Below are 17,306 nucleotides of genomic sequence, written 5' to 3'. Positions count from 1 at the left end.
CTCTTGGTGGTGGGCATCTTGGCTGGCCCACTTGCGCTGTCTGCGCAGACAGCTTCTACAGTTCAGGAGTCCGACTGGCGTCGTGCCAATGATGCGGTGGGAACTTTCAAACGCGGCCACGCCGACGTGCTCAAGTGGGAGCAGGCCAATCTGACCGCCGATGCCAGACAACCGGTCGCTACTGGCGCAGCCATCCCGACCGCCGAAGCGGCGGTTCGCATGGCCTGGCGGGCTCATCTCGAACTGGCCGGTCCGCTGGCTCGCCTGGGTGCGCAGAACGAACAGTTGATCGCGGAAGGCCGATGGACAGCGCTGGACCCAAGTCTGCAGCGCCGTGTCCACGATGCGGGGGAGGTGCTGGAGGTGGCCGTCCAGGGGCGCAAAGCGTGGATTGAAGCCGTGGCGGCGCAACAGGTGCTGAAGCACCAGCGCGACATGCTGGAAGCGGCCCAGGCCGCCAGTGAGCTGGGGCAGCGCATGGTGACGGTGGGCAACTGGAGCAAGTTGCAACTGACCCCGGTTCAGCTGGCTGAGACCAACGCCCGGATGAACCTGCGCCGTGCGCAATATGCGGCAGACCGGGCACAAAGCAGTCTGATCAAGACGATGGGGCAAATGGGTCTCCAGGACGGGTTTTCGCTCCCGGAGCAGCTTCCCGCCATCCCGGCTCAGGCCATGTCCGAAGCCGAACTGCAACCGCGTGCCGAGGCGATTCGCCAGCAGTTGCCCGATGCAGAGAGCCTGCGCAACCGGGCGCTGTTTAGGCAATCCATGAACGCCTACCGGTCCGCGCATGCACTGGCGCTGGACAGCCAGGGGGATGTTCTGAAGACCCGTGAGTTCATCACCGAAGAAACGGTTCTTCACTACAACGGCATGCTCAAAAGCGTCTGGGATCTTCTGGACGAGGTGCGCAACCAGTCCCAGGCGACGGTAGCGGCTATTGGCGCGCAACGCGATTTCTGGATCGCCGAAACCGACCTTCAGTGGGTCTTGCAGGGTGGAGCGCCTGACGGCTTCGTATCGCTGGGTGGCTCTGGTGGTGACGCCCCGGCCGCAGCAGCCCATTGAAAGGACAGAACCCATGAACAACACCAATTCCAGACGACAGTTTTTTGCCGGCGCCGCGGCGTCCGTGGCCGGTTTGGCCGTGGCCCGCTCCGCCCTGGCGGGTTTGCCCGAGCCAGTCATTCAGACATCTGTCGACACCGCTCCGCCGCTCATCCCCTCGACTGGCAGGCCTTACAACCCGGTGGTCACCCTCAACGGCTGGACCTTGCCCTGGCGCATGAACAACGGAGTCAAAGAGTTCCACCTGGTGGCCGAGCCCGTGGTGCGCGAGGTATCGCCAGGCTTCAAGGTGAACATGTGGGGTTACAACGGCCAGAGCCCGGGCCCCACCATCGAAGTGGTCGAAGGCGATCGCGTCCGCATCTTCGTGACCAACAAGCTGCCCGAGCACACCACCATCCACTGGCACGGCCAGCGCCTGCCCAGCGGCATGGACGGTGTGGGCGGTCTGAACCAGCGCGCCATTCCGGTGGGCAAGACCTATGTCTACGAATTTGAAGCGCGGCGCCCCGGCACTTTCATGTACCACCCGCATGCAGACGAAATGGTGCAGATGGCCATGGGCATGATGGGCATGTGGGTGACCCACCCCAAGACCAAACACCCCCACATCAGCGAGGTGGACCGGGACTTCTGCTTCCTGCTCAACGCCTTCGACGTCGAGCCCGGCAGCAAGACGCCCAAAGTCAACACCATGACAGACTTCAACATCTGGTGCTGGAACAGCCGGGTGTTTCCGGCCATCGACACCCTGAACGTTCGATTGAACGACCGTGTGCGCATCCGGGTGGGCAACCTCACCATGACCAACCACCCGATCCATCTGCACGGCCACGAATTTCTGGTCACGGGCACCGACGGCGGCCCCACACCACCCAGCACGCGCTGGTACGAGGTCACCACGGATGTGGCCGTGGGCCAGATGCGCCAGATCGAGCTGATCGCCGATGAGGAAGGCGACTGGGCCATGCACTGCCACAAGAGCCACCACACCATGAACGCCATGGGGCACGACGTGCCCACCATGATCGGCGTGGACCACCGCGGCTTGGTCAAGGAGATCCAGAAGGTCGCGCCCGACTACATGCTGATGGGCGAGCGCGGCATGGCCGATATGGGCGAGATGCAGATGCCCATACCCGACAACACGGCGCCCATGATGACCGGCACCGGCCAGTTCGGCCCGCTGGAGATGGGCGGCATGTTCACGGTCTTCAAGGTGCGCAAAGACCAGAAACCCGGTGACTACAAAGACCCGGGACCGTACAAGTTCCCCGAAGGCACCGTGGCATACGAATGGAACGGCGCGCTCCCGCCGACACCGCGCCCTGCAGCCAGCAGCGATGCGACGTCGGCCACCGCCAAGGCGGTAAAACCCTCCGCAAAAGGCATGTCTCACTGAACCTGCAACACCCGTAACAAGGGTGCTCAACCTTTTTCCAACCCAACATTGAAAACATCCCCATGAAACTCGCACGATCCATCCTGTCCCTTCGCTCTGCGCTTTTTTTCTCCGGCGTTTTGCTGGCCAGCACGGCGGCCACCGCCGCCGGAAAACATGACGGCGGGCACCACGAGTCCCCGATTGGCAAGCCTGGTGTGGCCTCAAAAGTCAGTCGCACCATCCATGTTGACATGAGCAATGGCATGCGGTTCAAGCCCTCGGACATCCGCGTCAAGCAAGGCGAAACGATCCGCTTCGTCCTGAAAAACACCGACAGCGTCAAACACGAGTTCAGTCTGGGTACGCCGCAAGAACTGCTGGAGCACTACGAAGTGATGAAGAAGTTCCCCGAAATGGAGCACGATGAACCCAACAAGATTTCACTGGCCCCCGGCAAACAAGGAGAGGTGATCTGGCAGTTCAGCAAAGCTGGTACCGTTGATTTCGCGTGTCTGCACGTGGGTCACTTCGAAGCAGGCATGAAGGGCCAGGTCAAGGTCGCCGCCAAGTAACCGAACTTTGATCCAGCATGACCTCAACCCAATTGCACATGGAGTCACGATGAAACTGCGATTATTTCTGAGCGCAACCGCACTGGCCATCACGGCCCTGGCTGGCAATCCTGTGTTCGCGCAGATGAACATGGACCACGGAAAAATGGGCATGGCGGCAGCCCCCGGCATGACCGATGGCGAAGTCCGGAAAATCGACAAGGACGCGGGCAAGATCACCATCAAGCACGGCGAAATCAAGCACATGGAAATGCCCGGCATGACCATGGTGTTCGTGGTCAAGGACAAAGCCTTGCTGGACAAGACTGCTATCGGGGCCAAGATCCAGTTCATGGTCATGAGCGAAAGCGGCCAGATGGTGGTGACGGATATCCAGCCCACCAAGTGATCCGGCGGTCCCAGTCTGTCCGTCTTGCTGCGGCCGGCCTTGCCTTGGCGGGGATGGCCGCAGCCCTCTTTTGGTGGCGATCGGCTGATCTCTTCGGCGCAAACGCACCAGGAGTGCTTCGCCCTGATGACGCTGTGGTGCTCAAGCAGGGTGGGCAGATCTATCAGGCGCGGTGCGCCAGTTGTCACGGCGTGAATCTTGAAGGGCAGGCTAACTGGCGAGAGCCGGGCACGGACGGGCGCTTGCCCGCGCCGCCCCATGACGAGAGCGGACACACCTGGCACCATCCTGACGACGTGTTGATTCGCATCACCAAAGAGGGCGTTGTCAAGGCAGCTGGCTTGACGGACTACGCCACCAACATGCCGGCCTTTGGCGACTCGCTCAGCGATGCCGACATCGTGGCGGTGCTGTCCTGGATCAAGTCCCGGTGGTCGCGAGACATCCAGTCCCAACACGACGAGGCCAACCGCCAATTGAATCAACGGTCGAAACGCGGATCCTGACTTTTTTGTCATCTTTGGGTCATCTTGCCGACCATGGTCGGCTCCTACAGTGACTGCATGGCGTGAGGGCGCCGATACAAACCACATGGTTGTCGATGACCTTCATACCTGCTCTGGCAATCCTGCCGGTTTCTGGTCGTGAAAGGAAATAGATATGTCCAAGTGGATCCCAACCCTTCTGGCGGTGGCAGTCTCCGGCATGGCGTTTGCTGCTTCGGCGCAACAGGCCGAAGTGCAAGCCCCGCAGGCAACACCCCAGGCCGGCATGCCCATGGGCATGTCTTCAATGCCGCAGATGCAACAAAAAATGCAGCAGCAGATGGACACCATGCAGGCGCTGCGCGCCAAGATGGCGGCGGCCAAAACACCTGCTGAGCGACAAGCCCTGATGGCCGAGCATACGAAGGCCATGCAAGAGGGTATGGACATGATGAAAAGCATGAAGTCCATGGGGGGCATGCAAGGAATGCAGGGAATGGGTACCCCTGGCGCCGGATCGGCGGATCTGCCCCAGCGTCATCAAATGATGGAAATGCGCATGGACATGATGCAGAACATGATGGACATGATGATGCAGCGCATGCCGCCAACGCCCGGAGACGCCGGCGCCAAGTGAGTGCACGGGCCGACCGGCTCTTGCCGACCTTCCAGTTCCAACCCAGGAGATGCTGGATAGATCACGCCGAAGCAGGATGGATGCTGCGGTACGCGGTAACGGTCTGAATAACCAACGGCGCAGGAGCCCACCATGAACCAGCAGATACCCAACCACGCGCATGAACCCAAGAGCCTGTGGCGCACGCGCTATGGCATTGGCCTGCTGGTGCTGGGCGCGGTCGCGGCATTTTTTCTGCTGACCGAGCACCGGGCACATGTCTTCGGCGCCTTGCCGTTTCTGCTGATCCTGGCCTGCCCCTTGATGCATCTGTTCATGCACCGCGGCCATGGTGATCATGGTCATCACCGTGGTTCCGAGCAGCCACGGATCGAGGCAGAAGAGCCAGGCCAGCCAACCCAGACGAACCAGGGAGATCGGTCATGAATCACAGTGAAACCGCGTATGGCCTTTGGTTTTTGGTGGCCCTTAACTCGGCCGTTTTCATCCTGTTTGCCTTCAGCTTCTTCAAGCCTGCCACTGCGCGCGACTGGCGCACTTTTGGCGCCTTTTCTGCTTTCGTCGTCGCCTTGTTTGTCGAGATGTACGGCTTTCCGCTGACCATCTACCTGATGTCTGGATGGCTGGCGACGCGGTTTCCTGGTCTTGACCTGCTGACCCACGATACCGGTCACCTGTGGTCCACCTTGCTGGGCGAAACAGGTGATCCCCATTTCGGTGTCCTGCATCTGGCCAGCTATGTCTTTCTGGGATATGGCTTTTACCTGCTGTCGAGCGCGTGGCATGTTCTGTATCACGCACAGCGACAGCATTCGCTGGCGACCACCGGGCCTTACGCCCGCATCCGGCATCCGCAGTACGTGGCCTTCGTGTTGATTCTGCTGGGCTTTCTCTTGCAGTGGCCGACGCTGCTGACCCTGCTGATGTTCCCGGTCTTGCTGGTGATGTACGGGCGGCTCGCCATCACGGAAGAAAACGAAATGCGCAAGCAGTTCGGTGTGAAGTACGACGCGTATGCCCGGTCCACACCCCGATTTATCCCGCGCATCGGGCGAGGCGCAGCCGAGGGCTAAGCAGGTGGCAAGGATGAACCGGACTTTTACATAGGTACGGGTGGCTGCGGTTGCCGCTGACTAACATGGGCAATGATCTTTTACTCAAGGAGTGCATCATGGTGAATAAAAATGACGGCGTGACGGGCCGGCGCATGGGGTTCGTGGCATCCATGGCCTTGGCGGGCCTGTTGATGGCCACGGTGTCATGGGTTGCACGGGCCCAAACAAACCCGGCTGCCACCGCCGAGCGGTCGTCCAGTGAGCAGGGGGTGACGGTCAAGGTGACTGCGAAGTCTCTCGGATTGCCGGGCAGCCCGTGGGAATTCGCTGTTGTGCTGGACACGCACAGTGCCGACCTGAGCGATGACCTGATCCAAAGCGCCACCTTGACGACCGACGACGGGCGCACGTTTAAGCCCACAGGCTGGCTGGGCGCGCCACCGGGCGGTCACCACCGCGAAGGCTCGCTGGTGTTCGATGTGCCGGCGCCGCGCCCAGGTGCGATTGAACTGCGGATCGACCGGCCGGGCGAATCCGCTGCTCGTACCTTTCGCTGGCAACTTTGAAAGGTTGACTCCATGAACCAACCTGACAACGGCTCCCGTCCACCATCGTTCTGGCGCCGCCCAGCCGGCATGGCGCTGGCAACGGCTGCCTTGATCGCCGGTTTTTACCTGCTGCGAGAGCACTGGGGCCATGTTCTGGGTTATTGGCCCTACTTGCTGCTCCTCGCCTGCCCGCTGATGCACCTGATGCACGGCCACGGCGGCCACGGCGGCCATAGCGGCCATGGTGGGCATAACAACCCTGCGCAGACGCCCCGGCGGCCCAACAACGACAAGGAATAAGCAATGGACATGCATGCACACCACCATCACGGCAGTCCCCCCCCTGCCGAGCCTGCCCCTCCAACGGATCTGAAGGATCCGGTGTGCGGCATGAACATCACGGAGCAGTCTGAACACCAATGGACGCACGCAGGGCGGCCCTACTATTTCTGTAGTGCCAAGTGCCAAAGCAAGTTCGCGGCGAACCCGTTGCAATACCTTGTATCTGTAGCCCCCGCGGACACTGCGCCAGAGCCTGCCGGAACCATCTACACCTGCCCCATGCACCCGGAGGTGCGCCAGGATCATCCCGGCACCTGTCCCAAGTGCGGCATGACACTGGAGCCCATCATTCCCCTGGGCGAGGAAGACAACCATGAGTTAAAGGATTTTCAGCGTCGCTTCTGGTGGACACTGCCCTTCACGGTCATCGTCACCGTTCTTGCCATGTTCGGCCATCGCCTCGGATGGTTTGACATGAAAGTGCAAACCTGGGTTGAACTGGCGCTGTCGCTCCCTGTCGTGTTATGGACTGGCTGGCCCTTCTTCGCACGCGGATGGCAGTCCCTCATCCTTCGCAGTCCCAACATGTGGACCTTGATTGGTCTGGGTACGGGCGCGGCCTTTCTCTACAGCCTGGTAGCCACCCTGGCACCGGGCGTGTTCCCGGATTCGTTTGTCTCCATGGGGCGTGTGGCTGTGTACTACGAGGCAACCGTGGTCATCATCTCGCTGACCATGTTGGGCCAGATCATCGAGTTGAAGGCCCGTTCGCAAACCTCTGCGGCGATCAAGGCGCTGCTCGGTTTGGCACCCAAGACGGCACGCCGCATCCATGCGGACGGCAGCGAAGAAGACGTACCGCTGAACCATGTTCACGTCGGAGACCTGCTGCGCATTCGCCCCGGCGAGAAAGTGCCGGTCGATGGCGTTGTGACCGAGGGCAGCAGCGCCGTCGATGAATCCATGCTGACCGGTGAACCTGTGCCGGTGACCAAACGCATTGGTGACAATGTCATTGGTGCCACGATGAACACCAGTGGCGCCTTGGTGATGCGCTCCGAGAAGGTCGGTGCGGCCACCATGCTGTCGCAGATTGTCCAGATGGTGGCCAATGCCCAGCGCTCGAAGGCGCCCATGCAGCGCATGGCGGACGTGGTCGCAGGAAAATTCGTGGTCGTGGTGGTGCTCATCGCCATTACCACCTTCTTTGTCTGGGGCCTGTTTGGTCCGGAACCCAGCTGGGTGTTTGGCTTGATCAACGCCGTGGCCGTGCTGATCATCGCGTGCCCTTGTGCACTGGGGCTGGCCACGCCCATGTCGGTGATGGTGGCCACAGGGCGGGCTGCGACACAGGGAGTGTTGTTCCGCGATGCGGGTGCCATCGAAAAAATGCGCGAGGTGGACACGCTGATTGTGGACAAAACAGGAACTTTGACAGAAGGTAAGCCCGCTTTCGACACCGCAGTAGCCGCCCCAGGATATACAGCGGACGAAGTTCTGCGCCTTGCTGCCAGTTTGGACCAAGGCAGCGAACACCCTTTGGCAGAGGCTATCGTCAGCGCTGCGCGTGCTAAAGGCCTGGAGCTGGTCAAACCCGTTGATTTCGAGTCAGGCAGCGGGATCGGTGTGCGAGGCATCGTCGATGGCAGGCACCTGGTGCTGGGAAACACCGCATTGATGCAGCAGGAGGGCGTGGCCACTGATGCGCTCAAGATGGATGGCGAGCGCCTGCGCAGTGAAGGCGCCAGCGTGATGCATCTGGCCGTGGACAGGCAACTGGCTGGCATCTTGGCCGTGACCGATCCCATCAAGGCCACCACGCTGGAAGCCATCAGAACTTTGCACGCCAGTGGCTTGCGCATCGTGATGGCCACTGGCGATGGCCTGACCACCGCCAAGGCCGTGGGTGCAAAACTTGGCATCGACGAGGTGCATGGCGAAGTCAAGCCCGCCGACAAGCTGGCGCTTGTGGAACGGCTGCAGAAAGAGGGTCGCATTGTCGCCATGGCCGGCGATGGCATCAACGATGCGCCTGCATTGGCCAAGGCCGATGTCGGCGTGGCCATGGGCACGGGGACCGATGTGGCCATGAACAGCGGTCAGGTCACACTGGTCAAAGGCGACTTGCGCGGCATCACTGCGGCGCGTGACATCTCCACTGACACGGTCCGAAACATGCGCCAGAACCTGCTGTTCGCATTCGTTTACAACGGCATTGGGGTGCCGATTGCGGCAGGTGTGTTGTACCCGTTTACTGGGTGGTTGTTGTCCCCGCTGATCGCGGCACTGGCGATGAGCCTCAGTTCGGCGTCGGTGATTTTCAACGCGCTGCGTCTGCGGCGCGGCAAAAGATGACACCGTAGTTCGGAGGAATGATGAAACCCCCCACGTCGCCACAAAAACCTCGTACCTCTCAAAGCGCCACGGCGGGGGGCAAAAAACCAGCGGTGCAAAGGACGCAACGCGAGGCAGAGGATCTACAACAGACCGCCTTGGATCATGCGGGGGAGTTGGTCAAGCCTGCGGCACAGGATGCGTCCAGTGGCATGAAAAGAGCAGCCGAAGCACCTTCGACGCAGGACTTTTTCGACTACCAGCGGGACTTCTTCGAACGCTCGGTGCTGTTCTGGGACACGCTTCGCCAGCGCGCGAACAACATGCTGGATCACGAGCGAGCCGGGTTGCCGCCGCTTCTGGACTTCAAATATGAAACGCTGCTGGACGCGCGCAGCTTCGAACGGCCCGTCAACTATGCACTGCTGCGCATCACGGAAATCGACGGGCATTGCTGGGACGACTGCGTCGACTCTGACAAACCGCCGGTCATCATCGTCGATCCACGCGCGGGCCACGGCCCCGGAATTGGCGGCTTCAAGCGCGACTCCGAAGTCGGGATGGCCATGCGCGAAGGCCATCCGGTTTACTTCGTCATCTTCTTTCCGGAGCCAACTCTGGGGCAGACCCTGGCAGACGTGTTGCATGTGCTGCGACGTTTCGTCGAAGAGGTCGCACTACGCCATCCTGGCAAGCCTCCTGTGCTTTATGGAAACTGCCAGGCCGGGTGGGCGGTGACACTGCTGTCCGCAGACTGCACCGGTCTGGTCGGGCCGGTCGTGCTCAATGGCTCGCCTTTGTCGTATTGGGCCGGCGAGTCCGGTGTCAATCCGATGCGTCTTTCCGGAGGTTTCCTTGGCGGCAGCTGGCTGGCGCATCTGACGGCCGACCTGGGCAATGGCCGCTTCGACGGGGCCTGGCTGGCGCAGAATTTTGAGAGCCTCAAGCCCGAAAAGGCGATTTGGGAGAAGTACGCCCAACTCTTCACCAACGTTGACAGTGAGCAGGGGCGCTTTCTGGAGTTCGAACGCTGGTGGACCGGGTTTTATTTCCTGAGCCGAGAAGAGATCCTCGCGATCGTTGAGAACCTGTTCATTGGTAACCAACTTGAGCAGGGCCTTTTCCAGATTTGCCAGGGTTGCACTGCTGACCTGAGGCGGATCAGGAATCCAATCGTCATCTTTGCCTCTTACGGCGACAACATCACGCCACCGCACCAGGCGCTTGGGTGGATCCCCGCTGTCTATAGTGACACCGATGATCTCAAGCGGGCAGGGCAGCGCATCGTTTACCTCACGAACCCGCATGTCGGCCATCTCGGCATTTTTGTCTCTGCTGGGGTGGCTCGTCTGGAGCACCGGGCGATCCTGGAGAGCCTGGCTGAGATTGAGGCGCTGGCACCGGGCCTCTATGAGATGAAGATCGACAACCCGTCCGGGAGCCTGGACTGCCATAAGCCCTCCTACAGCATTCGCTTTGAATCCCGTCAGGTTGAAGACTTGAAAACGGATTACCCGCAAGAAGCCTTTGAGCGGGTGAAACAGGTCTCGACATTCAATGAGGCGCTTTACCGGGCATTTGTCAGTCCCTGGGCACAAGCGTTCTCCACGCCCTGGACAGCCGAAGTGCTTAAGTGGCTCCATCCAATGCGCAGCAGTAGGTATTTGTTTTCAGAAACATTTAATCCGTGGATGAAAGGGGTCAGTGTGTTGGCCGAACCCCTCGCCAGGACCCGACAACCGCTTGCGCCGCATCACCCGTTGATCGAGCGTGAGCGTGAAGCTGCAGGACAAGTTACTCATGCGCTGGGACGACTTCGCGAAGGCCGCGACGCTGCGATCGAGCAAGCGTTTCGTTTGATGTTTCAACGTCCTGGCTAGTTTTTATGCGTCCTGGACATGATGGACAAAAACGGTGACGGTAATACAGGACCCACAAAGTGGACATAGCCCTGATCTAAGGGCCGTTTCTCAACAAGGATTGATCATGATGAGAAGAAAAATCAACTGGCTTTTGACAGCGGTCCAGATCGGCCTGCTGACTTGGTCCGGAACCACTTTGGCCGCCGACCAAGTGTATGTGGCCAATGAAGGCGCTGACACGGTCAGCGTCCTCGATGCGGCATCGTTGAAAACGCTGACGAACGTGCACGTCGGCAAGATGCCCCACAACGTGCAAGTGTCGCCCGACGGCAAGCTCGTATGGGTGACCAACAACGGCGAGCCTGACCATGCAGCCGACGTTTCTGCGCACAAGGGCATGGCCCAAGGCGACCACGATGCGATGGGAAAACCGGGCGCGATCTGGGCCATCGACACCGCGACCAACGCGGTCGTCGCCAAGGTGCCGGTGGGTATGCACCCGGCCCATGTGGTGGTGTCACCAGACGGCCGCCTTGCCTATGTCACCAATGGCGGCGACAACACGGTCACCGTGATCGACACAGCGGCGCGGAGCCACGTGGCGACGATTCCGGTCGGCCAGTTTCCCCATGGTCTTCGGTTCAGCCCGGATGGCAAGGAGGTCTACGTCGCCAATCTCAAGGGTGGCACGGTATCTGTCATCGACACCGCCAGTCAGAAGGAGGTTGCGCAGGTGCCGGTTGGCAAGGGGCCGGCCCAGACTGGCTTCACGCCAGACGGTCGTTTGGCCTTTGCCTCGTTGTCGGGCGAAAACGCCATTGCCGTGATCGACCCAGGAACGCGCAAGGTGATTCGCAAGGTTGCAGTAGGAACGGTGCCGATCCAGCTGTACGCCACGCCTGACTCGCGCACGCTGGTGGTGGCCAACCAGGGTACGCGCAAGAAACCGGGCAGCACCGTCAGCCTGATTGACCTTGAGCGTTTCAAGGTCGCAAAGACAGTCGTGACTGGCGCCGGTGCCCATGGCGTGACTGTTGACCGCGAAGGCCGGTACGCCTACGTTACCAACATGTACGCCAATTCGGTTTCCGTGCTTGACGTGAAAGACCGCAAGGTAACGAAGACCGTTCCTGTCGGCAAGGTCCCCAACGGTATCAGCGTAACGCCTTGAGTGAGGTCCGTCGCCTACACCCGTCCGCAGGGTACACAAAATGTAGAACAAGCCAGAGCCAACCTTGGCATATGTCCAAATGACGGTCATCGACATCCGAATTCAACGAATCATGCAGCTTTACGATTCTCTGGACCCTTCACCGTTCCATGAGAAAACACTGAGCCGTGCCGTTGAAAACTATATCGTCGATTGTGCAGGTGAGTATGGTCCAGATGAACCGCTTCGGCTTGTGGTTCACGTCCCGGCGCCGATCAGAGAGTACGAGGTGGAGATTGCGCGAGCGATCCATGCGCACTTTCAGGCGCAGCATGCGCAGTGCAGGCGCCGGTATCGCCGAAGGATGCGACAGGGCATGCGCTTTCTGTTCACGGGACTCGCCGTTCTGACGGCGACGCTGCTGGCACGAGCCATATTGGTTAATCCTGGCAACAGCAAAGTGCTTGTTGCAACTAGCGAAGGCTTGTTGATTATTGGCTGGGTGGCAATGTGGCGCCCGATTGAGGTCCTCTTGTTCGAGCGTGCAGAGAACCACCAAAACATGGCGCTTTTTGAGCGTCTATCCCAAATCGACGTGGAGTTCGCCCTTGAAGAGACCGCGTTGGACCCAAAGGGGAAAGTGGCGAGACAAGGGACCTGCGGGCACCGGTTTTGCGGTCTTGACTGGTAATTCTGTAACACCGTGGAGCAGGCCCAAGGGGCCTTCAAACGCGCCAACGTTCATCGGCGGCAAATATGCCTCGTCCCATGAACAGTCTGACAGAAATGTAATTCTTGAAACATCTTTTAGTCAGCCTTGGGCTCGGAAAATGCATAACGTGCATTCACACAAGGTAGGCGGATGCCGTTCCGAAGTAAAACAACCTGAAATTCAGTGACCGAGAGTTCAATGCTGCGTGAGGAATTTATGCTGAACGTGGATTGGACCGAAGAGGTGGCGCTGTTCAATGTCGACTCGCGTTATACCTGTGATGCGGTCGTGGTGCGTGGCACGCGCAAGCTGCTGCAGCCGGCTGCAGAGTACGACAACGGAGAGGTCCGATGACCAGCTATGAACTGCCATCTGACGTCCGGGGGCTGGTCGCCGCGCTTGCTGTTGGTCTGGTGATTGGCCTGGAACGCGGCTGGCACGACCGCGAATTGCCGGAGGGTGGGCGTGTTGCAGGCCTGCGTACCTTTGCACTGACCGGACTGCTCGGTGGTGTGCTTGGACATCTGCAGCCAGATTTCGGCGCCTGGCCTTTGCTGGGTGCGCTGCTCGGACTCGCTCTGCTGCTGACAGTGTCCTACGTCCGAAATGCCGAACTGTCGGGCAACCTGAGTGCCACAACCCCTGTGGCGATGCTACTGACTTTGGTCCTGGGTGCCTTTGCGGCGCACGGCAACATCACCCTGGCTTTGTCGGCTGCGGTGATTGGCGCTGTGTTGCTCGACCTCAAGCCGACCTTGCACGGTTGGCTGCGCTTGATCGATCACCGCGAGCTGACGGCATCGCTTCAGCTGCTGGTTTTGTCCATGGTCATCCTCCCCTACCTGCCCAATACCGGCCTGGGGCCCTACGCCGCGCTCAATCCATACCAGCTGTGGTGGGCAGTCATTTTGATTGCGGGCCTGTCGCTGACGGGGCACTTCGCCATGCGGATCACGGGCGCGCAAAGGGGGGTGCTGTGGACCGGGATCCTGGGAGGGCTGGCCTCTTCCACGGCCGCCACATTGGCTTTGGCTCGCTATGCACGCGAGCAGCCTTCGCTGGCCGGCGCCGCGGTAGCCGGCACTCTGGCCGCTTGTGGTGTCATGTTCTTTCGCATGGTCGTTCTGCTGGGCGTCATCCGGCCGACGCTGTTGTCCACCTTCGGCAGCGCTCTGGTGGTCACTGGCGTGGTGCTGCTGTGTATGGCGCTATGGCGGTGGCGCAAGTTGGACCGCACGGTCGTGGGGGAGGGCGCTGTCGGCGCGATGGCGCCATTCGACCTGGGTACCGCGCTTGGCTTTGGTGTGCTGCTCGCTGTCATGAGCGTCCTGGTGCCCGCGGCAAAGCAATGGCTGGACACCAGTGGCCTCTACGTGCTGTCGGCGGTTTCTGGCCTGGCGGACGTGGATGCGATCTTGATCTCGCTCGCTCGGCTGCACGGTGCCGGGGGATTGTCCACGGTCGCCACCGTCACGGCGCTCGGTCTCGCGACGCTGGCAAACATGGTGGCCAAGGTCGGCATCGCCTGGACGACGGGTGGAGCGCAGGTCGGTAAATCGGTTGTTTTCGGCTACCTGGGCGCGATGGCGTCGGGAGTGGTCGTATTGGTGTTGAGCTTGACGTTTTCGTGAGCGTCCACCGGCCACGTCTTCAGAATTTTTGTATTTAAACAATAGGGACCACCGCTATGGAAAAGTCATTTCATCGCTTCTCTGAACTATTTGCCCAACTCGGCCTGCGCATGGACGCGGCAGGCATTAGGGAGTTCTTGGAGGAGCACGCTCCACTGCCGCCCGATGTGCTGCTGGCCGATGCGCCATTCTGGACGCCTGCTCAGGCGACTCTGTTGCGCGAAGAGCTTCTGGAGGATGCGGACTGGGCCGAAGTGGTTGACCAGTTGAATGTTGCCTTGCGTGCCGCCAAGGGAGGTCCTGATGCCGAATAGGTTTCGCCTGTCGTTGGGTGTGGTGCTGGTCGCTCTCGCCTTGAGCCCGATGGTTCGGGCCCAGGAGGTCAAGCTGGGATCGAGTGTCGAGGGATTGCTGCAAGCGGCCAGGGAGCGAAACCCCGAAATTGCCAGCATGCGTTTTGATGCGGATGCGGCGGCGGAACGCGTCGCGCCAGCAGGCGCCTTGCCGGACCCCAAACTCCGCACCGAATTGCGTGACATCACGCGCATGGGGGAACAAAAACCCACGCTATTGCCAGGGCGCGTGGGAAGTACCAGCTACGTGCTGATGCAGGATTTGCCCTGGATGGGCAAACGCGGTCTGAAGCGTGAGGTGGCCGAGTCACAAGCCGAAGCTGCGCGAAGCCGTGCAGCGGGCGCCTGGGTTGAACTGGCTGGCAAGATCAAGACGACTTACGCCGAGCTCTATTACCTGGACCAGAACGAACGCTTGTCGCGGGAAATTCTCGACCTGATGGCGCGGCTGGAAAAAGTCGCTCAGGTCCGCTATGCAGGCGGGCTTGCTGCGCAACAGGACGTGATCCGTGCGCAAGTGGAGCAGTCCATCATGCGCAACGAACTGATTGCACTGGACGCTGAGCGCCGCCAACTCCAGTCCAGGTTGAATGCGCTCGTGGGGCGTCCGAGCTCGGAGGCTTTGGCTGCACCCGAGCAGATTCGTGCCTTGCCGTCGCTGGAGCAAGTCAGCTTCGCGACCTTGGAGGTGCGCGCCCGGATGAACAATCCGCTGCTGCGCACGGAAGAGTCCCAGATCAGGGCTGCCGAGAAGAACCGCGAGTTGACCTACAAGAACCGCTATCCCGACTTCAACGTCGGTATCTCGCCGATTCAGTACCGAGGGTCGATCAAAGAGTGGGAGGTGATGGTCGAGATGAATATTCCCCTGCAGCAAGATTCGCGGCGCGCCCAGGAGCGGGAGTCCGAGGCCATGTTGGCCGCTGCGCGCTCACGCCAGGAAGTCGTCATGAACCAAGTCCTGGCAGACCTTTACGCCAACGTGGCAGGTTTTGAGTCTGCCCGGCGTTCTCTGGCGTTAACCACGGAAAGTCTCTTGCCGCAATCGGAGTTGACCTTTCGTTCGGCGCTGGCCGGATACCAGACGGGCAAGGTGGATTTTGCGACCTTGCTCGATGCGCAGCGCCAGATTCGTCAGACCAAACTGAATCAGATCAAAGCCGCAGTGGACGCACAGAAGCGGCTTGCAGACATTGAAACCATCGTGGGAGAAGAACAATGACAACAGGTCTCAAGGCAGGCGCACTCATTGCCATCGTTGCAGCTGGCTTGGCTGCGGGCGGCGGCTATTGGATGGGGCAGCGCGCATCTGAAGCCCGCAGTGGTGATCAGACTTCGGCGCAGGGCGCTTCTGCCGTTCCTGCCACGAAGGAGCGCAAGGTACTTTTCTATCGTAATCCGATGGGGCTGCCCGACACATCTCCCACACCGAAAAAAGACCCGATGGGGATGGACTACATCGCGGTCTACGAGGGAGAGCAGGAAGAAGCAGAGACCAATTCCAATCAAATTCGGATCAGCACCGAAAAGGTTCAGAAACTCGGCGTTCGCACCGAAGCGGTGAGTCTGCGCGCTCTGGACAAGGTGGTGCGTGCCGCCGGACGCATCGAACCAGACGAGCGCCAGACCTTCACCATTGCTGCCAAGTTCGAGGGCTATGTCGAGCGTCTGCATGCCAACGTTACCGGACAGGCGGTGAGCAAGGGGCAGCCACTCTTTGAGGTCTATAGCCCCGAACTGGTGTCTGCTCAGCGCGAATACGCCATCGCGGCACAGGGTATCGACGCCTTGAAGGATGCCTCTGTTGAGTCGCAGCGTGGCATGCGTGAGCTGGCCGACTCCAGCCTGTCGCGGCTTCGCAACTGGGACATTTCGGACGAGCAGGTCAAGGTCTTGGCCAAATCCGGCGACGCACGCCGCACGCTGACATTCCGTTCACCGGTGGCAGGCATCATCACCGAAAAAAAGGCAGTGCAGGGTATGCGCTTCATGCCGGGCGAAATGCTCTACCAGGTCGCCAACCTGTCCTCGGTCTGGGTCATCGCGGATGTCTTCGAGCAAGACATCGGGCTGGTCAAGTCGGGCGGCAAGGCCCAGGTGCAGATCAATGCCTACCCCGACAAGGTGTTCCAGGGGACAGTCAGCTATGTTTACCCGACCCTGAGCCCTGAAACCCGAACGGTACAGGTGCGCGTTGACTTGTCGAACCCGGGGGGCTTGCTCAAGCCGGGGATGTTTGCCCAGGTGGAACTCCCGACCGCCAGCAAGGGGTTGGTTTTGACGGTGCCGACTTCGGCCGTGATCGACAGCGGCACGCGCCAGATCGTCCTGGTGCAGCTCAAGGAAGGTCGATTCGAACCCCGCGATGTCAAAGTGGGCGCGCGCAGCGACGACCGCATTGAAGTCACCGAGGGCGTTCGCGAGGGTGAGCAGGTGGTCATCGCTGCCAATTTCCTGATCGATGCAGAAAGCAACCTCCAGGCGGCCGTGGGCGGCTTTGGGCACTCCTCACATGGAGCTAAGTCGGAAGCACAAGGCACCCCTGATGCGAGCAAGCCCGCTGCCTCCGTCGGGCACCAAGGTGAGGGCAGGGTGGAGGAGTCTGATGCGAAGGCCGGCACGGTGACCCTTGCCCATGGCCCCATACCCTCCCTTCAATGGCCTGCGATGTCCATGGAGTTCAAGCTTGCCAACAACAGTCTGCTGGCAGGTTTGCAGCCGGGCGCGTCGGTCGCCTTCGAGTTCGTTGAGCGTGGACAGGGTGAATGGGTGGTCACTTCCGTGAAACCCGTGGGCAAAGCGGCGGCCCCTTCGCACGCCGGCCATAACTGATCTTCAGGGA

Annotated in this window: 19 protein-coding genes; all 19 read left to right on the top strand. The window is 60.5% G+C overall.

Annotated elements, in window-relative coordinates:
- Nucleotides 1–18 precede the first annotated feature (18 nt).
- The 19 genes from AC1RDS_RS19145 (at nucleotide 19) to AC1RDS_RS19055 (ending at nucleotide 17,296) form a co-directional block, all read left to right on the top strand.
- Nucleotides 19–1,071, top strand: a complete 1,053-nt coding sequence (locus AC1RDS_RS19145; RefSeq protein ID WP_492227221.1) for a hypothetical protein — start codon at nucleotides 19–21, stop codon at nucleotides 1,069–1,071.
- 13 nt (nucleotides 1,072–1,084) lie between these two features.
- Nucleotides 1,085–2,473: a multicopper oxidase family protein gene (locus AC1RDS_RS19140; protein ID WP_492227220.1), complete on the top strand. Its 1,389-nt coding sequence runs from the start codon at nucleotides 1,085–1,087 to the stop codon at nucleotides 2,471–2,473.
- Nucleotides 2,474–2,535: 62 nt separating this feature from the next.
- Nucleotides 2,536–3,027, top strand: coding sequence for a cupredoxin domain-containing protein (locus AC1RDS_RS19135; RefSeq protein ID WP_492227219.1), 492 nt, complete (start codon nucleotides 2,536–2,538; stop codon nucleotides 3,025–3,027).
- Between the two features lie 49 nt (nucleotides 3,028–3,076).
- Nucleotides 3,077–3,415, top strand: a complete 339-nt coding sequence (locus tag AC1RDS_RS19130; RefSeq protein ID WP_086926353.1) for a copper-binding protein — start codon at nucleotides 3,077–3,079, stop codon at nucleotides 3,413–3,415.
- Nucleotides 3,416–3,468: 53 nt separating this feature from the next.
- A complete protein-coding gene (locus tag AC1RDS_RS19125; RefSeq protein ID WP_086926354.1) occupies nucleotides 3,469–3,921 on the top strand; it encodes a c-type cytochrome in 453 nt (150 codons plus the stop codon).
- A gap of 265 nt (nucleotides 3,922–4,186) precedes the next feature.
- Complete coding sequence (locus tag AC1RDS_RS19120; protein ID WP_492227218.1) at nucleotides 4,187–4,537, top strand: hypothetical protein; 351 nt, start codon at nucleotides 4,187–4,189, stop codon at nucleotides 4,535–4,537.
- A 132-nt stretch (nucleotides 4,538–4,669) separates the two neighbouring features.
- The gene (locus tag AC1RDS_RS19115) at nucleotides 4,670–4,963 is read left to right on the top strand and encodes a DUF2933 domain-containing protein (protein ID WP_086926355.1); all 294 of its coding nucleotides are present in this window, start codon (nucleotides 4,670–4,672) and stop codon (nucleotides 4,961–4,963) included.
- Entirely contained in the window at nucleotides 4,960–5,610 is a 651-nt protein-coding gene (locus AC1RDS_RS19110; RefSeq protein WP_086926356.1) for a methyltransferase family protein, read from the top strand. Before AC1RDS_RS19115 ends, AC1RDS_RS19110 begins: the two co-directional genes overlap by 4 nt.
- Before the next feature lie 65 nt (nucleotides 5,611–5,675).
- Entirely contained in the window at nucleotides 5,676–6,158 is a 483-nt protein-coding gene (locus tag AC1RDS_RS19105) for a hypothetical protein (RefSeq protein WP_492227217.1), read from the top strand.
- Nucleotides 6,159–6,170: 12 nt separating this feature from the next.
- Nucleotides 6,171–6,440 carry a DUF2933 domain-containing protein gene (locus AC1RDS_RS19100; RefSeq protein WP_492227216.1) on the top strand — a complete coding sequence of 90 codons (270 nt, stop codon included), beginning with the start codon at nucleotides 6,171–6,173 and terminating at the stop codon, nucleotides 6,438–6,440.
- Nucleotides 6,441–6,443: 3 nt separating this feature from the next.
- On the top strand, nucleotides 6,444–8,777 hold the full coding sequence (locus tag AC1RDS_RS19095) for a heavy metal translocating P-type ATPase (protein ID WP_086926358.1): 2,334 nt from the start codon (nucleotides 6,444–6,446) through the stop codon (nucleotides 8,775–8,777).
- Nucleotides 8,778–8,797: 20 nt separating this feature from the next.
- Entirely contained in the window at nucleotides 8,798–10,636 is a 1,839-nt protein-coding gene (locus tag AC1RDS_RS19090) for a DUF3141 domain-containing protein (protein WP_086928573.1), read from the top strand.
- 106 nt (nucleotides 10,637–10,742) lie between these two features.
- Entirely contained in the window at nucleotides 10,743–11,789 is a 1,047-nt protein-coding gene (locus tag AC1RDS_RS19085) for a YVTN family beta-propeller repeat protein (RefSeq protein ID WP_086926359.1), read from the top strand.
- Nucleotides 11,790–11,868: 79 nt separating this feature from the next.
- Nucleotides 11,869–12,459 carry a hypothetical protein gene (locus tag AC1RDS_RS19080; RefSeq protein ID WP_492227215.1) on the top strand — a complete coding sequence of 197 codons (591 nt, stop codon included), beginning with the start codon at nucleotides 11,869–11,871 and terminating at the stop codon, nucleotides 12,457–12,459.
- A 219-nt stretch (nucleotides 12,460–12,678) separates the two neighbouring features.
- Nucleotides 12,679–12,834, top strand: a complete 156-nt coding sequence (locus AC1RDS_RS19075; RefSeq protein WP_204247597.1) for a hypothetical protein — start codon at nucleotides 12,679–12,681, stop codon at nucleotides 12,832–12,834.
- Entirely contained in the window at nucleotides 12,831–14,111 is a 1,281-nt protein-coding gene (locus AC1RDS_RS19070; protein ID WP_492227214.1) for an MgtC/SapB family protein, read from the top strand. Before AC1RDS_RS19075 ends, AC1RDS_RS19070 begins: the two co-directional genes overlap by 4 nt.
- A 56-nt stretch (nucleotides 14,112–14,167) precedes the next feature.
- On the top strand, nucleotides 14,168–14,425 hold the full coding sequence (locus AC1RDS_RS19065) for a DUF2789 domain-containing protein (RefSeq protein WP_086926362.1): 258 nt from the start codon (nucleotides 14,168–14,170) through the stop codon (nucleotides 14,423–14,425).
- On the top strand, nucleotides 14,415–15,686 hold the full coding sequence (locus AC1RDS_RS19060; protein WP_492227213.1) for a TolC family protein: 1,272 nt from the start codon (nucleotides 14,415–14,417) through the stop codon (nucleotides 15,684–15,686). The genes AC1RDS_RS19065 and AC1RDS_RS19060 overlap by 11 nt, the downstream gene beginning before the upstream one ends.
- Nucleotides 15,683–17,296 (top strand): efflux RND transporter periplasmic adaptor subunit, encoded by a 1,614-nt coding sequence (locus AC1RDS_RS19055; protein WP_492227212.1) that lies wholly within the window; start codon nucleotides 15,683–15,685, stop codon nucleotides 17,294–17,296. Before AC1RDS_RS19060 ends, AC1RDS_RS19055 begins: the two co-directional genes overlap by 4 nt.
- Nucleotides 17,297–17,306 lie beyond the last annotated feature (10 nt).

This window comes from Acidovorax sp. GW823-FHT02H02, from assembly GCF_058797075.1.
This window is presented reverse-complemented; position numbering and strand designations above follow the sequence as displayed.

Bases quoted from the DNA above. Each gene is read 5' to 3' on its own strand.
- AC1RDS_RS19120 (WP_492227218.1), top strand. From the start codon at position 4,187: ATGCCCATGGGCATGTCTTCAATGCCGCAGATGCAACAAAAAATGCAG.
- AC1RDS_RS19085 (WP_086926359.1), top strand. From the start codon at position 10,743: ATGATGAGAAGAAAAATCAACTGGCTTTTGACAGCGGTCCAGATCGGC.
- AC1RDS_RS19065 (WP_086926362.1), top strand. From the start codon at position 14,168: ATGGAAAAGTCATTTCATCGCTTCTCTGAACTATTTGCCCAACTCGGC.
- AC1RDS_RS19115 (WP_086926355.1), top strand. From the start codon at position 4,670: ATGAACCAGCAGATACCCAACCACGCGCATGAACCCAAGAGCCTGTGG.
- AC1RDS_RS19140 (WP_492227220.1), top strand. From the start codon at position 1,085: ATGAACAACACCAATTCCAGACGACAGTTTTTTGCCGGCGCCGCGGCG.
- AC1RDS_RS19135 (WP_492227219.1), top strand. From the start codon at position 2,536: ATGAAACTCGCACGATCCATCCTGTCCCTTCGCTCTGCGCTTTTTTTC.
- AC1RDS_RS19055 (WP_492227212.1), top strand. From the start codon at position 15,683: ATGACAACAGGTCTCAAGGCAGGCGCACTCATTGCCATCGTTGCAGCT.
- AC1RDS_RS19130 (WP_086926353.1), top strand. From the start codon at position 3,077: ATGAAACTGCGATTATTTCTGAGCGCAACCGCACTGGCCATCACGGCC.
- AC1RDS_RS19070 (WP_492227214.1), top strand. From the start codon at position 12,831: ATGACCAGCTATGAACTGCCATCTGACGTCCGGGGGCTGGTCGCCGCG.
- AC1RDS_RS19060 (WP_492227213.1), top strand. From the start codon at position 14,415: ATGCCGAATAGGTTTCGCCTGTCGTTGGGTGTGGTGCTGGTCGCTCTC.
- AC1RDS_RS19105 (WP_492227217.1), top strand. From the start codon at position 5,676: ATGGGCAATGATCTTTTACTCAAGGAGTGCATCATGGTGAATAAAAAT.
- AC1RDS_RS19075 (WP_204247597.1), top strand. From the start codon at position 12,679: ATGCTGCGTGAGGAATTTATGCTGAACGTGGATTGGACCGAAGAGGTG.
- AC1RDS_RS19125 (WP_086926354.1), top strand. From the start codon at position 3,469: ATGGCCGCAGCCCTCTTTTGGTGGCGATCGGCTGATCTCTTCGGCGCA.
- AC1RDS_RS19095 (WP_086926358.1), top strand. From the start codon at position 6,444: ATGGACATGCATGCACACCACCATCACGGCAGTCCCCCCCCTGCCGAG.
- AC1RDS_RS19110 (WP_086926356.1), top strand. From the start codon at position 4,960: ATGAATCACAGTGAAACCGCGTATGGCCTTTGGTTTTTGGTGGCCCTT.
- AC1RDS_RS19100 (WP_492227216.1), top strand. From the start codon at position 6,171: ATGAACCAACCTGACAACGGCTCCCGTCCACCATCGTTCTGGCGCCGC.
- AC1RDS_RS19080 (WP_492227215.1), top strand. From the start codon at position 11,869: ATGACGGTCATCGACATCCGAATTCAACGAATCATGCAGCTTTACGAT.
- AC1RDS_RS19090 (WP_086928573.1), top strand. From the start codon at position 8,798: ATGAAACCCCCCACGTCGCCACAAAAACCTCGTACCTCTCAAAGCGCC.